The 14167-nt window shown below is 72.1% G+C and carries 14 protein-coding genes and 1 pseudogene; 6 read left to right on the forward strand and 9 right to left on the reverse strand.

Annotation, left to right across the window (positions count from 1 at the left end; genetic code table 11):
- Position 1 precedes the first annotated feature (1 nt).
- From FBY22_RS32600 to FBY22_RS32620, 5 genes are all read right to left on the reverse strand, one after another.
- Positions 2-736: a bifunctional DNA primase/polymerase gene (locus tag FBY22_RS32600; RefSeq protein WP_142151569.1), complete on the reverse strand. Its 735-nt coding sequence runs from the start codon at positions 734-736 to the stop codon at positions 2-4.
- Between the two features lie 123 nt (positions 737-859).
- Entirely contained in the window at positions 860-1474 is a 615-nt protein-coding gene (locus FBY22_RS32605; protein WP_142151570.1) for a TetR/AcrR family transcriptional regulator, read from the reverse strand.
- A gap of 24 nt (positions 1475-1498) precedes the next feature.
- Positions 1499-2494 (reverse strand): small ribosomal subunit Rsm22 family protein, encoded by a 996-nt coding sequence (locus FBY22_RS32610; RefSeq protein WP_142151571.1) that lies wholly within the window; start codon positions 2492-2494, stop codon positions 1499-1501.
- A gap of 77 nt (positions 2495-2571) precedes the next feature.
- Entirely contained in the window at positions 2572-3771 is a 1200-nt protein-coding gene (locus FBY22_RS32615; RefSeq protein ID WP_142151572.1) for a serine hydrolase, read from the reverse strand.
- The gene (locus FBY22_RS32620) at positions 3723-5021 is read right to left on the reverse strand and encodes a multidrug effflux MFS transporter (RefSeq protein ID WP_142151573.1); all 1299 of its coding nucleotides are present in this window, start codon (positions 5019-5021) and stop codon (positions 3723-3725) included. Before FBY22_RS32620 ends, FBY22_RS32615 begins: the two co-directional genes overlap by 49 nt.
- Positions 5022-5103: 82 nt before the next feature.
- On the opposite strand from FBY22_RS32620, the gene FBY22_RS32625 reads away from it, so the two are divergent.
- Positions 5104-6180: a Gfo/Idh/MocA family protein gene (locus tag FBY22_RS32625; protein ID WP_142151574.1), complete on the forward strand. Its 1077-nt coding sequence runs from the start codon at positions 5104-5106 to the stop codon at positions 6178-6180.
- A gap of 46 nt (positions 6181-6226) precedes the next feature.
- On the opposite strand, the pseudogene FBY22_RS46085 reads toward FBY22_RS32625, so the two are convergent.
- A pseudogene (locus FBY22_RS46085) lies at positions 6227-6716 on the reverse strand (PhoD-like phosphatase N-terminal domain-containing protein); the annotation flags it as partial.
- 129 nt (positions 6717-6845) lie between these two features.
- On the opposite strand from FBY22_RS46085, the gene FBY22_RS32635 reads away from it, so the two are divergent.
- Positions 6846-7604: an SDR family oxidoreductase gene (locus tag FBY22_RS32635; RefSeq protein ID WP_142151575.1), complete on the forward strand. Its 759-nt coding sequence runs from the start codon at positions 6846-6848 to the stop codon at positions 7602-7604.
- A 281-nt stretch (positions 7605-7885) separates the two neighbouring features.
- Here the strand turns inward: FBY22_RS32635 and FBY22_RS32640 are convergent, their stop codons facing one another.
- Complete coding sequence (locus FBY22_RS32640) at positions 7886-9022, reverse strand: D-alanyl-D-alanine carboxypeptidase family protein (RefSeq protein WP_174267315.1); 1137 nt, start codon at positions 9020-9022, stop codon at positions 7886-7888.
- A 233-nt stretch (positions 9023-9255) separates the two neighbouring features.
- Here FBY22_RS32640 and FBY22_RS32645 point away from each other — a divergent pair, with 233 nt between their 5' ends.
- Positions 9256-10725, forward strand: a complete 1470-nt coding sequence (locus FBY22_RS32645; RefSeq protein ID WP_142151577.1) for an ABC transporter permease — start codon at positions 9256-9258, stop codon at positions 10723-10725.
- An 85-nt stretch (positions 10726-10810) separates the two neighbouring features.
- Positions 10811-11527: an ABC transporter ATP-binding protein gene (locus FBY22_RS32650; protein ID WP_142151578.1), complete on the forward strand. Its 717-nt coding sequence runs from the start codon at positions 10811-10813 to the stop codon at positions 11525-11527.
- A 28-nt stretch (positions 11528-11555) separates the two neighbouring features.
- Here the strand turns inward: FBY22_RS32650 and FBY22_RS32655 are convergent, their stop codons facing one another.
- Positions 11556-12536, reverse strand: coding sequence for an aldo/keto reductase (locus tag FBY22_RS32655; RefSeq protein ID WP_142151579.1), 981 nt, complete (start codon positions 12534-12536; stop codon positions 11556-11558).
- A gap of 57 nt (positions 12537-12593) precedes the next feature.
- Positions 12594-12920 carry a nuclear transport factor 2 family protein gene (locus FBY22_RS32660; protein WP_142151580.1) on the reverse strand — a complete coding sequence of 109 codons (327 nt, stop codon included), beginning with the start codon at positions 12918-12920 and terminating at the stop codon, positions 12594-12596.
- A 188-nt stretch (positions 12921-13108) separates the two neighbouring features.
- Between FBY22_RS32660 and FBY22_RS32665 the strand changes: the two genes are divergently transcribed.
- Both FBY22_RS32665 and FBY22_RS32670 read left to right on the forward strand, forming a co-directional pair.
- Positions 13109-13675 (forward strand): DoxX family protein, encoded by a 567-nt coding sequence (locus tag FBY22_RS32665; RefSeq protein ID WP_142151581.1) that lies wholly within the window; start codon positions 13109-13111, stop codon positions 13673-13675.
- A gap of 24 nt (positions 13676-13699) precedes the next feature.
- Positions 13700-14077 carry a MazG-like family protein gene (locus FBY22_RS32670; protein ID WP_142151582.1) on the forward strand — a complete coding sequence of 126 codons (378 nt, stop codon included), beginning with the start codon at positions 13700-13702 and terminating at the stop codon, positions 14075-14077.
- The last annotated feature ends 90 nt before the right edge of the window (positions 14078-14167 follow it).

Below are 14167 nucleotides of genomic sequence, written 5' to 3' on the forward strand. Positions count from 1 at the left end.
GTCAGCGGCGCAGGGGCCAGGCCGCGCCCGGGTGGTCGGTCTCCTGGCCGGCGTGGCGGGCGCCGGCGTCGGTGAGGACCTCGAGGAGGCTCAGCGGGTCGGGCAGGGGGTGTTCCGGGCCGCGCACCCAGTGCACGCGCTGGTCACCGGGGAGCCGGGCGGGCGGCACCAGGACGTAGGAGCCCCGGCAGTGCCAGCGCAGGCCGGGGTGCTCGTCCATGGTCTCGGGATGGCAGTCCAGCTCGCAGGGCCACCACTCGTCCTCGTCCTCGGGGGTGCCGCGGGTGAGGGTGAAGAACAGCATGCGGCCGTCGTCGCTCTCGGCGACCGGCCCGACCTCGATCCCGGCGCCGAGCAGCCGCTCCAGCGCCTCCCGGCCCGCCTCCAGCGGTACGTCGAGGACGTCGTGGACCATGCCGGTCGCGGTGATGAAGTTGGCCTGCGGCTGGTGCCGGGCCCAGCGTTCGATCTGCGCGCGGTCCGTGGTGGACTGCGTCTGCCAGGCGAAGGACACCGGGTGCCGGGCCGGGGTGGGGCAGCCCACGCGGTCACAGGAGCAGCGGTAGTCGGGGCCGGGGTGGGCGGCGGGTGCGAGCGGCAGGCCCGCTTCGGCGGCGGCCAGCAGCAGGGCCTCCCGGCCGCGGTCCTCCGCGGCGGTCTCCTTCGGGCGGCGTCCGCGCAGCCACTGGGAGAGCTTGCCCTGCCGGCCGGTCCGGCCGCCTACGTCCCCGCTCATCTATCCCCTCGCCTCGCCTTCGTGCGAATCAGCATGCCCTATGGTCCCACCATCTGGCGCATCGGGGGTCGGGAGCCGTGAATCGGGGCAGGCGGGACGAGGGGTACGAGCCGGCCACCCGGGTCAGCGGGGGGCGAGGCCGTGCAGGGCGTAGTCGACGAGGGTGTCCGTGTACTCGTGGGAGATCGGGCCCGTGTGCTGCAGCCAGCGCTGGGCCAGCGGTGAGACGAACAGTTCGAGGGCGATGCGCGGGTCGATCTCCGGGCGTACCTGGCCCGCCTCCTGGGCGGCACGCAGCCGGTCGACGTACAACCGCAGGCTCGGTTCCAGCAGCTCGGCCACGAACACCCGGCCGACCTGCTCGTTGACCAGGCCCTCGGCGGCCAGCGCCCGGGACGGCACCTCGAAGCTTGGGTCCGTGAGCTTGTCGACGGTGGCCCGCAGCACGGCCTTGAGGTCGGTGGCGACGTCGCCGGTGTCCGGGATGACGTACGGCTCCCCGTCGGCCTCGCACGCCGCCCGCGCGCTGAGGTCGAGGAACGCCTCCAGCAGGACGTCCGCCTTGGACCCCCACCACCGGTAGATCGTCTGCTTGCCGACCCCGGCCCGGGCGGCGATGGCCTCGACGGTGGTCCTGGGGTAGCCGACCTCGCCGACCAGCGCGAGTGCGGCGTCGTGGATCGCGCGACGGGAGCTCTCGCTGCGGCGGGTGGCGTCCGGGGCCGGCTTCTTGACCATGGGTCGACGGTATCGGTTCGGGCGCTACGGCTGTTCCGTGCGCGGCGGCCAGGAGTCGCCCCAGTCGGCGTCGCGCGCGGCCCTGTACAGCTCGCCGTGCCGCTTGGTGACGGTCGTGCGGCTCAGCCGTTCCTCTGTCTCGCACAGGTCGAGCAGGACCTGGCCCTTGCGGATCTGGGGGCGGCGCACGATCCGGGAGGGGGCGGGGGCGACGGGGAAGCGGGTGGCGGCGACGTAGCTGAACTTCTCGTCCTCGTAGGCCAGCGATCCGCCCTTGATCCGGCGGTGCAGCGAGGAGCGGCTGACCCGGGCCGAGAAGTGGCACCAGTCCTGGCCGGGGACGATCGGGCAGGCGGCGCTGTGCGGGCAGGGGGCGGCGACCCTGAACCCGGCGCCGATCAGCCGGTCGCGGGCCTCGATGACGCGGGCGTAGCCGGCGGGTGTGCCGGCCTCGACGATCACGACCGCCTGAGCAGCGGAGGCGGCGGCGTCGACGAGGGCGGCGCGGTCGGCCTCGGTCAGCTCGTTGAGGACGTAGGAGACCGTGACGAGATCAGTGCTCTCGACGGTGAGCGCCGCTCCGATCCGAGAGCGCTGCCAACTGGCGTCCCGCAGGTCGGGGTTGGCCGCGGCGAGCTCCTTGCCGAGGGCGAGGGCGGGTTCGGCCCAGTCCAGGACGGTGACGCCGCGCCCGCCGGGCCAGACGTCGGTGACGGCCCAGGTGGCGGCACCGGTCCCACCGCCGACGTCCACATGACTGCCGGGCACCCAGTCGGGCACGGCCGCGGCGAACGCGCCGAGCGCCGACCGCACGGCCTCGAAGGTGGCCGGCATTCGGTAGGCGGCGTAGGCGGCGACGTCGGCCCGGTCGCGCAGGATGGGGGCGTCGGTGGGAGTGGCACCCCGGTAGTTGGCGATCAGCCTCTCGACAGCCTGGGCGGCCTGCTTGGGCGGTAGTCCGTCGAGCAGGGCGGCGAGGGTGCTGCGCAGGGTCTCGGCCGGGGATACGGGGGCGTTCACCGGGTGATTCTAAGGCGTCCCGTCTTGACCCCGGTCAGGCCGTATCAGCCCCTCCGGCGATTGAGGACGAGGCCCCTTCAGGGCCGACGGGGGTCTGGGGGCAGCGCCCCCAGGACGGCCCGCGCCACCCGCGTCGCCGCAGCCGCCCGCGGCCCACTGTCAGCCCGCCGCCGCCTCGGATGCACCGCGTTCCCCAGCAGCACCACGAAAGTGTCCGTAGCGGGGTCCAGCACCAACGACGTCCCCGTGAACCCCGTGTGCCCCGCCGCCCCCCGCCCGGCCAACTCCCCCATGAACCAGGTCTGGTCCACGGCGAACCCCAGCCCGGGAGGGCTGAGCAGCAGCTCCACGAAGTCCGGGCCGAGGATGCGCGCGGGCCCGTACGACCCCCCGGCCAGCAGCGTCCGGCAGAAGACCGCCAGGTCCCGTCCGGTCGAGAACAGTCCGGCGTGTCCGGCGACCCCGCCGAGCGCCCAGGCGTTCTCGTCGTGGACGACGCCCCGCAGCATCCCCCGGTCCGCCTTGGCCCACGGCCGCCGCTGGTCCTCGGTCGCCGCCGCGCCGGGGCAGGGCCCGAAGCCGGTGGCGGTCATGCCGAGGGGGCGGGTGATGCCTTCGTGGATCAGGACGTCCAGGGTCCGGCCGGTGATGCGCTCCAGGAGGTACTGCAGGAGCAGCATGTTGAGGTCGGAGTAGGTGTAGGTGCCGGGCACCCCGATGGGGGCCTCCGAGCGCAGCATCGCCATCCGTTCGGCGTCGTCGGCGCAGTCGTACAGGGGGAGTTCGGGTCGCAGTCCCGAGGTGTGCGTGAGCAGTTGCCGCACGGTGATCCCGTGCCGGACCGCCGCCCGGAACTCCGGCAGGTAGGCGCCGACCCGGGCGTCGATGCCGAGGGTGCCGCGCTCGATCTGCTGCACGGCGGCGACGGACGTGAACAGCTTGGTGAGGGAGGCCAGGTCGAAGGGGGTACCGACGGTCATCGGCACCCGGTCCCGGGCGGGCAGCTCGATGCCGGAGTCGGTGTCGGGGTCGTAGGCGGAGTACCGCACGGCGAACCCCGCCGCCTCCTCGACGGCGATCACCGGTCCGCGCCCGGCGACGACCACGACCCCGGCGGCCCAGGGGCGCTCTCCGGTGGTGAGGTCGTGGGCCTCCCGCACGAGGAGGTGCAGCTCCCCGGGGTCGAGTCCGGCTCGTTCCGGGGTGTCGGCCCGCAGTCTCGGCGCGCTCAGCTGTCCGCTCCCTCCGCCGCCGCACGTCTGTTCCAGGGACGGCACATTCCCATGAAGCAGGCCAGCGCCACCAGTGCGGCCACCAGTTGGACGACGGCCATCGGGACGGCGGTGTGCTCGCCGGCGATGCCGACCAGCGGGGAGGCGACGGCACCGATGAGGAAGGAGGAGGTGCCGAGCAGCGCGGACGCTGACCCGGCGGCGTGCCTGGTGCGCATCAGGGCGAGCGCCTGGGCGTTGGGGAGGGTGACGCCCATGGCCGACATGAGGACGAAGAGCGCGGCGGCGACCGGCACGAGTCCGGTCTCGCCGAGGACGCCCGTCGACATCAGGAGCAGCGCGGTGGCGGCCGCGATGACGACCGCGAGGCCGATTCCGAGCACCTTCTCCAGGCTCACCCGCCCGACGAGCACCTTGCCGTTGATCTGGCCGGCCGCGACCAGCCCGACGGAGTTCAGGCCGAACAGCAGGCTGAAGGTCTGCGGGGAGGCGCCGTAGATCTCCTGGATCACGAACGGGGAGGCCGCTATGTAGGCGAAGAGCGCCGCGAAGGCGAAGCTCCCGGCCAGCATGAACCCGCTGAACGGCAGGTCGGCCAGCAGCCGTCGCATGGAGTGCAGCGCCTCGCCCACTCCCCCACCGTGCCGCTCCGCGGCCGGCAGGGTCTCGGGCAGCTTCGCCCACACCAGCGCGCCGAGCAGCAGCCCGACGACGGTGAGGACGACGAACACGCCCCGCCAGTCCGTCACCCGCAGGATCTGCCCGCCGATCAGCGGGGCCACGATCGGCGCGACCCCGGAGACCAGCATCAGGGTGGAGAAGAAGCGGGCCATCGCCACCCCGTCGTACAGGTCGCGTACGACGGCCCGCGCGATCACGATCCCGGCCGCGCCGGCCAGGCCCTGCGCCAGCCGGAAGGCGACCAGGGCCTCGACGGTCGGCACGAGGGCGCACAGGGCGGTGGCGACGACGTACACGGCGAGGCCGGTCAGCAGCGGCCGTCTGCGCCCCCACCGGTCGCTCATCGGGCCGACCACCATCTGACCGAGCGCCATGCCGAGCAGACAGGCGGTGAGGGTGAGCTGGACGGTGGCGGCTGGGGCGTGCAGGGAGCGGGTGACCTCGGGCAGGGAGGGGAGGTACATGTCCATCGCCAGCGGGGGCGTGGCGGTGAGCCCGCCCAGGACGAGGACGACGAGGAGACCGGTGCGGCGCACCGCGGCACCGGCGGCCGGTTCCGTCTCCGGTCCGGCCGCCCGCTGTATGGGGGATGTCGGTACGCCCTGCTCGGGCATGTGCCCCTCCCTTTCCGAGTACTCCGGCACCTATGCTCTCAGCTCGTACACAGTGCCGGACGTCACTTGAGCGAGGGTGGGCATGACCGCGGAAAGCGTGCGGTGGGGGATTCTGGCGACCGGCGGGATAGCCGCCGCGTTCACCGCGGACCTGGTGGACCTGCCGGACGCGGAGGTCGTCGCGGTGGCCTCGCGGTCCCAGGCGTCGGCGGAGGCGTTCGCGGAACGGTTCGGGATCGAGCGGGCGTACGGCGAGTGGGGCGCGCTCGCGGAGGACGCGGACATCGATGTCGTGTACGTCGCCACCCCGCACTCGGCGCACCGGGCGGCCGCCGGCCTGTGCCTTGAGGCGGGGCGGAACGTGCTGTGCGAGAAGGCGTTCACGCTGAACGCGCGGGAGGCGGAGGAACTGGTCGCGCTGGCGCGGGGGCGCGGGAGCTTCCTGATGGAAGCGATGTGGATGTACTGCAATCCGCTGGTACGGCGGCTGAAGGCGCTGGTGGACGACGGGGCGGTCGGCGAGGTGCGCCATGTGCAGGCGGACTTCGGGCTGGCCGGGCACCTCCTGCCGGAGGCGAGGGATGGGGTACTGCCTCCCACGCACCGGCTGCGCGACCCGTCGCAGGGCGGCGGCTCGCTGCTGGATCTCGGGGTGTATCCGGTGTCGTTCGCGCACCTGCTGCTCGGGGAGCCGTCGGACGTCACGGCGAGAGCGGTGCTCTCCGAGGAGGGCGTCGATCTGCAGACCGGAGCACTGCTCTCCTGGGAGAGCGGCGCTCTCGCTTCGGTGCACTGCTCCATCGTCGGCGGTACGGCGACCTCGGCGTCGATCACCGGCTCGCAGGGCCGTATCGACATCCCGCACGGCTTCTTCTTCCCGGACCGCTTCGTGCTGCACCGGGACGGCCGCGACCCCGAGGAGTTCGCCGCCGACCCGGCGGACGGCCCGCGCAACACCCTCCGGCACGAGGCCGCCGAGGTCATGCGGGCCCTGCGCGCCGGCGAGAGCGAGTCCCCCCTCGCCCCGCTCGACGGCACGCTAGCGGTGATGCGGACGCTGGACGCGATCCGGGACCGGATCGGCGTCCGCTACCCCGGCGAGGACCCGGCACCGGCAGGCGGCCCTCTCAGCCCGGTGCGGGCCGTCACACCGGCTTGAGCCCCGGGCTGCCCGCCTCCGTCACGAAGGAGGCTGCGGTGACGGCGGCGGTGCGGGTGCGGCCGGTCCCGCCGAGCCAGGTGCCGGTGCGGAAGCGGTAGTAGTAGACGCGGTCGGGGTCCAGGCCGTCGACCTCGACGTGGACGGTGTGGTTGAACTCGGGGTGCGCGATGGCGGTGGTGCCCTTGGCCACGGGCAGGACGAAGTTCTCGTCCTGGGACATCTCCCGGTCGACGTCGACGGGTTGGGCGGGCAGTCCGCCGTCGGCCTGGCAGGGGCCGGCGCGAGCCGGTCCACAGCACCACCGAGGTGGGCAGCGGGTGGCCGGAGGCGACGCCCGGGGTGAAGGGGTCGCTGTCGATGCGGGCCGCGTCCAGGGTCGCGGCGGCCGCGGTGTCGTTGGCGGGCAGGTCGCCGGCGAAGGCGAGCGCTGCGGCGGCCGCGGTCAGGGTCAGAAAACGGCGGCGCCCGAGCCGCCGGGCGGCGGCGCGCAACTCCGGTGTGTGCCACCGCGAACGGCGTGTGGTCATGATCATCCAGTCCTCCCGTCACAGGTGAGGGAGCGGCCCCGGGAGACCGTGGCCGACCCACCTTGTCGGGTGCACAACACCCGGATGACGGACGAGCCCGTCCCGTATGCCGGACTCTCGCCTACGCTGCCGGGCATGACCGACAGGGAAACGAGGACCGCGGTGGTGACCGGCGCCGGGTCGGGGATCGGACGGGCGGTCGCGGTGGAGCTGCTGCGGGCGGGCTGGTCCGTGGCGTTGGCGGGACGGCGGCCGGAGACGCTGGCGGGGACGGCGGAGCTGGTGCCCGGGGGCGCCTGTGCCGCCGTACGCACGGACGTCTCGCGACCGGAGGACGTCGCCGCGCTCTTCGCGGCCGCCGTGGAGCGGTTCGGGCGGGTGGATCTGCTGTTCAACAACGCGGGGACGTTCGGGCCGGGCGGGATGCCGGTGGAGGAGCTGTCGTACGACGCGTGGCGGCACGTGGTGGACACCAACCTCAACGGGGCGTTCCTGTGCGCGCAGGCGGCGTTCCGGCAGATGAAGGAGCAGCGGCCGCAGGGCGGACGGATCATCAACAACGGGTCCATCTCCGCGCACACGCCCCGGCCGCTGTCGGTGGCCTATACCGCGACCAAGCACGCCCTGACCGGGCTGACCAAGTCGCTGTCCCTGGACGGGCGGCCGTACCGGATCGCCGTCGGGCAGATCGACATCGGCAACGCGGCCACCGACATGACGCAGCGGATGCAGGCGGGGGTGTTGCAGGCGAACGGCTCCGTGGCGCCCGAGCCGGTGATGGACGTCGCCGATGTGGCGCGCACGGTGCGGCACATGGCGGAGCTGCCGCTGGAGGCGAATGTGCAGTTCGCGACTGTGTTGGCGACCACGATGCCGTACATCGGGCGCGGCTGAGCGCGTTCCTGGGTCGCCGAGAAACCGTCAACTCGTCAACTTGCACAAACGGAATTGAAGCGTCCGGACCATTGCGGCCGGTCGTGGATCTATGCTCAAATCTCCTACACAAGAGCTTCACACTTGGAGCAGTGAGGTTCCGTAGGCCCGGGCTGCTCGCACGTCCCGCAAGGCCAAACCGAGGGGGGAGGCGGCAGTCGTTCCGCCGCATCGGGTGGGGGTGGATCCCGCGTTCTACCGCGGGATACGCACCGGTGCGCGGAACGGCTGCCGCACGCACCTCAACCGGCGTGCCCGCCCTCGTCCTTGCGCCTCCTGCGCAGCGCCCACACCCCGCCCGCCAGCAGCGCGACCGTGCCGCCCGCGCCCTCCAGCAGCCGCCACCCCGAGGGGGAGCCGGCGCCCGCGCCGGGAGCACCGGCCGCCGCCTGCACCGTCTTGTGACTCGGCGTCGCCCGCACCCCGCCCTCGCTCAGCGGCTCGACCAGTGTCCCCACCGCTTCCGCCGAACTGGCCTTCTTGAAGCCCCAGTCCAGCAGGGCGGCCGTCTCCTCGTAGACCGCGTTGTAGCCGCTGGTGGGGTGCATCACCGTCACCAGCAGGGTCCGTCCGTCGCGGGTCGCGGCGCCGGTGAAGGTGTTGCCGGCGTGGCTGGTGTAGCCGTTCTTGACGCCGATCAGTCCGTCGTACGTCTTCACACCCCACGCGCCCGTCAGCAGGCGGTCGGTGTTCTGGATCTGGAAGGTCTTCTTGCCCCCGGCCGGGAAGTCCGCGGTCCTGGTGTGGCAGTAGGCGCGGAAGTCGGCGTCCTTCAGGCCGTGCCGGGCGAAGAGGGTGAGATCGTAGGCGGAGGAGAGCTGGCCCTTGTGGTCGAAGCCGTCGGGGCTGACGACATGGGTGTCGAGGGCCTGCAGGTCCTCGGCCCTGGCCTGCATCTCGGCGACCGTCTTCGCGATGCCGCCGTTCATGTGGGAGAGCACGTGCACGGCGTCGTTGCCGGAGCGCAGGAAGACGCCCTGCCACAACTGCTCGACGGTGTAGGTGATCCCGGGCTTGATGCCCACCAGGCTGGATCCGGACGGGACGTCGGCGAGGTCCGCGTCGGTCACCTTGTAGCGCTCGCTCCGGTCGAACTTCTTCAGGACCGTGTCGGCGAACAGCATCTTCAGCGTGGAGGCGGGGGCGAGCCGCTTGTGCGCGTTGCAGGAGGCGAGGACCTCTCCGGTGTCGCCGTCGGCCACGAGCCAGGCGGCGGCGGTGAGCTTCTTCGGCAGCCCGGTGCCCTGGACGCCGGGACGGGCCAGACGCGCCCCGCCGACGACGGTCGCGGCGTGCGCGGGGGTCACCGCGGCAAGCGGCGACGCAGCGGCGGCCAAGCCGAGAACGGCACGCCGGGAGAGCGGAGAGGAACCATGCATCCCGGGACCGTACTGCATCCTTCTGGGGGACGATCCCCGGCCCCCCGGGCCACTCAACTGGGGTTTCCTGGCAGTAGCCCCTCTCCTGCGTAGGAATTGGCTGTCTTACGAAAATTTGAAGGCATACCCCGTTTTCTCAGCTGTGACACACCCTTTACTCAGTCCGACTCAAAGGTTTCTCCCTAGCTTGTGGCAGCGCCCACAGCGGGCGCCAAGAACCTTCGAGGAACGGGATGTTTGGCATCTATCTCAAGCGCGAACTGGGCCGCAGAAAGAAGGCGGCCCTGGTCATCGCACTGGGTCTGGCGCTCGGTATCGCGCTGGTCATCACCGTCAACTCGGTGTCGGCCGGTATGACGCAGGCACAGGACAAGGTCCTCAAGTCGCTTTACGGCCTCGGCACGGACATGACCGTGACCAAGGCGCAGTCGGCCCCCAAGGCGGGCAGCTCGCAGGGCCCGAACTTCAAGTTCGACGCGAAGTCGAGCAGCAGCAACAAGCAGAGTTCGGACCGGGTGATGACTCAGGGCGGTCAGGCTCTGTCGTCCTCGCTGGTCAGCAAAGTGGGCGCGCAGAAGGGCGTGGCGAGCGCGGTCGGCGCCCTCACGCTGAACGTCACCAAGGTCGACGGCTCCTTCACCCAGGGCAAGGCCAAGTCCTCCACGTCGTCCTCCTCGGGCTCCCAGCAGCAGGGCGGCCCGGGCGGCGGCACGAGCAGCGGCGGCGGTCAGCCGCAGGTCCAGGGCGGCGGCGCGAACTTCAGCGTCAACTCCTACTCCGTGGCCGGCATCGACATCACGAACCAGGACCTGGGCCCGCTCGCCACCTCCAAGATCACCTCGGGCAGGACCTTCACCTCCGCGCAGACGAACGCGAAGGTCGCCGTGGTCAGCAAGTCCTACGCCAAGACCAAGAAGTACAAGGTCGGTTCGACCTTCAAGATCTCCGGCACCAAGTTCACGGTCATCGGCATCGCGACGCCCGACAGCAGCGAGTCGACCACCGACGTCTTCGTCCCGCTCAAGCAGGCGCAGACGCTGGGCGACGCGAAGAACAAGGTCACCACGATCTACGTCAAGGCGACCGACTCCCAGCGGATCTCGGCCGTGAAGAAGGCGATCCAGTCCAACATCTCCGGTACGACGGTCACCACCTCCGCCGACCTCGCGTCCACCGTCTCCGGCTCCCTGTCCACCGCCTCCAACCTGGCCACCAGCGTCGGCAAGTGGCTGTCGATCGCGGTGCTGGCCGCGGCGTTCCTGGTGGCGGCGCTGCTGACCTCGTCCGCGGTCTCCCGCCGGGTGCGTGAGTTCGGCACCCTGAAGGCGCTGGGCTGGCCGAGCCGCAAGGTGACCCGGCAGGTCGTCGGCGAGTCCATGGTCAACGGCCTGATCGGCGGCGGCCTCGGCATCGCGCTCGGCCTCGCCGCCGCCTACGCGGTCACCGCGATCAGCCCGAAGCTGACCGCGCAGCTCGGCAGCAGCGGTGGCGGCATGGGCGGGCCCGGCGGCGGTCCCGGCGGCGGCCCCGGTCAGCAGTCGGCCTCCAGCACCATGGAGATCGCCCTGTCCGCCCCGGTCTCCCTGACCACCATCGCGCTCGCGGTGGGTCTGGCGGTCACCGGCGGCCTGATCGCCGGCGCGATGGGCGGCTGGCGCGCCTCCCGCATGCGCCCGGCGGACGCCCTGCGCAGCGTCTCGTAACACCCCGCCCCCGAACCGGGGCGCCGCCTCCCTACATCCCCCCGGGAGGCGGCGCCCCACCCCATACCTTCCTGTGGAGAACTCCATGTACAGACTCACCGGCGTCACCAAGCGCTACACGCGGGGCAAGGAGACGGTGGAGGCGCTGCGCGGCGTCGACCTGACCATCGCCGACGGCGACCAGCTCGTCATCCAGGGCCCCACCGGCGGCGGCAAGTCCACACTGCTGCAGATGATCGGCGGCCTGGACCGGCCGACCGAGGGCAGTGTCGAGCTGGACGGCGTCGACCTGGCCCGCATCAGCGAGACCAAGCTGACCCGGGTGCGCGCCGAGAACATCGGCATCATCTTCCAGTCGTTCAACCTCATCCCGACGCTGACCGCGCAGGAGAACGTCGAGACGGCCCTGGTGCCGCTGGGCGTTAAGCCCGCCGAGCGCCGGGAGCGCGCCGCCGAGGCGCTGCGCTCGGTCGGTCTCGGCGAGCGGCTCGGCCATGCCCCGTCGGAGATGTCCGGCGGCCAGCAGCAGCGCGTCGCCATCGCCCGCGCGCTGGTGAAGAAGCCGAAGGTGCTGCTGGCCGACGAGCCCACCGGCAACCTGGACGAGGGCACCCGCGACGACATCATGGCCCTGCTGGAGGGGCTGTGGCGCGAGCACGGACTGACGTTCGTCATGGTCACCCACGACTCCTCCATCGCCCGCCGCGCCCCGCGCCTGGCCACCATCAAGGCGGGGTCGCTGACGCTGACGGAGCAACAGCCGCACGGCGTGGGGGCGTACGACGGTCAGGTCGCCCACTGACCCTGTCCAGCGGGCCCGTCGGGGCCGCTCACCTGCCCAGGATCCGGTCGATCTCGGTCAACTGGCCCGCGGTGAGCGGCCCCTTGGCGATGGCGCCGGCGTTCTGCTCGGCCTGGGCGACCGAACGGAAGCCGGGGATGGGAACCGTGCGGGGACTGCGGGCCCAGATCCAGCCGAGGGCGCCCTGGGCGAGCGTACGGCCGTCGCTGGTGAGGATCTCCCTCATGGCGTCGACGCGGGAGAGCCAGTCGGACGCGGCCCCCGAGCCCTCCTCGAAACCCGGCAGCCAGGCCGGCGGCCTGCTGCGGATGTCGCCCGCCTGCAGCTCGCCCTGACGCCTGCCCGCCAGCAACCCCATCGCCAGGGGGCTGCGGTCGATGCTCGCCAGGCCCGTCTCCTCGCACAGGGCGAGCATCTCGGGAGCGTCCTGGAACACGTTCAGCGCGTGCTGTACGGCGGTGCAGTGGGCGCCTTCGGCGAAGACGGCGGCGCGGGCGGGGTCGTCGGTGCTCCAGGCGTAGGCGCGGATCAGCCCCTCCTGTACCAACTCCTCGCAGGCGTCGCGGAGTCGGCCGCCCTGTTCGGGGTGGGCGTCGGAGATGTGGAGCTGGTACAGGTCCACGTAGTCGGTGCCGAGACGGGCGAGCGAGGCGGTGAGCGCCTCGCGGACGTACTCCGCCGAGACGTCCGCGCCCTTGAGAGCGCGGGTGCTCTCGTCGAAGAGGTTGCCCCACTTGGTGGCGAGGACCACGTCCGCGCGCCGCTTGCCGAGCGCCCGGCCCAGCACGCGCTCGCTGTGCCCGGTGCCGTACACATCGGCCGTGTCGAAGAAGGTCACCCCGAGGTCGAGGGCGCGGCGGACCGCGCGTACGGACTCCTCGTCGTCGACCTTTCCCCAGCCGAGAGGCCGGCCGTCCGGGTCGGACCACTCACCGCCGATCGCCCAGCAGCCGAAGCCGAGGGCGCTGACCTCTATCCCGCTGCGTCCCAAAGTCCTCTTGGTCTCCATGGACACAGACGGTAGGACTTGGAGTGCACCCCAGGGCAAGCCCTTTCACCGGACGCGTCACACCTGCCCGGTCTCGAACCGGGCGATCCTGCCGTCGTCGGTGACGTCGAAACTCCAGCGGGTGCGCATCTCGCCCCAGGCGTCGTTGCGGTAGTGGGCGACCAGTGCCCGGCCGCCCCTGGACTCGTTGTCGACGTCCAGGTGACCGTTGGAGGAGAAGATCTCCCGGTCGATCCAGTCACCGAGGTCGCGGTCGGAGCCGTCGTCCGACATGGTCGCGTCGTCGGTGAGCAGGGCCATGAACGCGTCGCGGTCGTGGGCGTTGACGGCGGTGACGAAGGCACGCACGACCGGGTCGCTGAGTTTTGCCGGCTGAATCGTCATGCCAGCCAGACTCACACCGCTCCCCTGCCGCCGCCACCGGAACGGCGGCGCGCGGAAGTCCGCCGGGTGCCGGCGGTGCGACGGTGGATACGCGGAGGGGACTTTCCTGTGTCTGCTGCGGTGGATACGTGCAAGGGCCGCCCCGTGTCTGCCACCGTTGTCCGTTCCTGTTCTTCCCGGGAGTCATCGTGACTGCTTTCGACCGGCGTGATGTGGGCCTGCTGCTGCTCCGGCTGGGGGCCGGGGGTGTGCTGGCGGCGCACGGCGCGCAGAAGCTGCTGGGCTGGTTCGGCGGCCACGGCATCGAGGGGACGGGCCAGTTCATGGAGTCCGTCGGTTACGCGCCGGGCCGGGCGAGCGCGACGGCGGCGGGCCTGGCGGAGGCGGGCGGCGGCACACTGCTGGCACTGGGCCTGGCGACGCCCGCGGCCGGTGCGGCGGCGGCCGGCGCGATGGCGGGAGCGGCCGCGGTGCACGCCCCGAACGGCTTCTTCAACCAGGAGGGCGGCTACGAGTACGCGGCCACCCTGGGTCTGGCCGCCACCGGCCTGGCGGTCACCGGACCCGGCCGGCTCTCCCTCGACCACGCCCTCGGCCACGCCCTCGACCGCGGCTGGATGGTGCCGGCGGCACTCGGCGCGACGGCGGCGGTCACGGCGATGGTCGTGGGCGCGCGGAACCGGCGGCTGCGCAAGCCGGAGCAGGACGAGGCGGCGGCAGGGTTCGACTCCCAGGAGTCGCTGTCCGGGGAGTGACCCTTCTTTGGGAAGGTGGGTCCCATGACCGATCAGCCCGCCTCCTCCGGTACCTGCTCCCCCTCCTCCCCCGACCTCTGGTCCTCCGTCGACGCCCTGTGGACCTGGCTGGACGGCGACCGCGCGCACGACGGCGGGGAGGGTCTCCTCCTGCGCATCCTCAAACTCTCCGAGGAGGTCGGCGAGGTCGCCCAGGCCGTGATCGGGGTGACCGGCCAGAACCCCCGCAAGGGCGTGACCCACACCTGGGAGGACGTCCAGGGTGAGCTGTGCGACGTGGTGATCACGGCACTGGTGGCCCTGCGCACGCTCACCCCGGACACCCGCGAGGTCTTCACCCGGCACCTGGAGCGGGTCACGGCACGTTCCCTCGGACCGTCCGCGCCCGCCCGGCGGAAGTGACGGAACGGCAAACACGGCAGCCCCCTCCAGGGGCGGGTCCCTTCTTCGGACACACAGCGCTGGGCTTCCCCCACGGGCAGCCGTGTGCGC

The sequence above is a fragment of the Streptomyces sp. SLBN-31 genome, assembly GCF_006715395.1.
Taxonomy (GTDB): Bacteria; Actinomycetota; Actinomycetes; order Streptomycetales; family Streptomycetaceae; genus Streptomyces.

Excerpts from the sequence above, each read along its gene's own strand:
- FBY22_RS32600 (WP_142151569.1), bottom strand. The coding sequence starts at position 736 with ATGAGCGGGGACGTAGGCGGCCGGACCGGCCGGCAGGGCAAGCTCTCC.
- FBY22_RS32605 (WP_142151570.1), bottom strand. The coding sequence starts at position 1,474 with ATGGTCAAGAAGCCGGCCCCGGACGCCACCCGCCGCAGCGAGAGCTCC.
- FBY22_RS32620 (WP_142151573.1), bottom strand. The coding sequence starts at position 5,021 with ATGCCCGAGCAGGGCGTACCGACATCCCCCATACAGCGGGCGGCCGGA.
- FBY22_RS32625 (WP_142151574.1), top strand. The coding sequence starts at position 5,104 with ATGACCGCGGAAAGCGTGCGGTGGGGGATTCTGGCGACCGGCGGGATA.
- FBY22_RS32635 (WP_142151575.1), top strand. The coding sequence starts at position 6,846 with ATGACCGACAGGGAAACGAGGACCGCGGTGGTGACCGGCGCCGGGTCG.
- FBY22_RS32640 (WP_174267315.1), bottom strand. The coding sequence starts at position 9,022 with ATGCATGGTTCCTCTCCGCTCTCCCGGCGTGCCGTTCTCGGCTTGGCC.
- FBY22_RS32645 (WP_142151577.1), top strand. The coding sequence starts at position 9,256 with ATGTTTGGCATCTATCTCAAGCGCGAACTGGGCCGCAGAAAGAAGGCG.
- FBY22_RS32650 (WP_142151578.1), top strand. The coding sequence starts at position 10,811 with ATGTACAGACTCACCGGCGTCACCAAGCGCTACACGCGGGGCAAGGAG.
- FBY22_RS32655 (WP_142151579.1), bottom strand. The coding sequence starts at position 12,536 with ATGGAGACCAAGAGGACTTTGGGACGCAGCGGGATAGAGGTCAGCGCC.
- FBY22_RS32660 (WP_142151580.1), bottom strand. The coding sequence starts at position 12,920 with ATGACGATTCAGCCGGCAAAACTCAGCGACCCGGTCGTGCGTGCCTTC.
- FBY22_RS32670 (WP_142151582.1), top strand. The coding sequence starts at position 13,700 with ATGACCGATCAGCCCGCCTCCTCCGGTACCTGCTCCCCCTCCTCCCCC.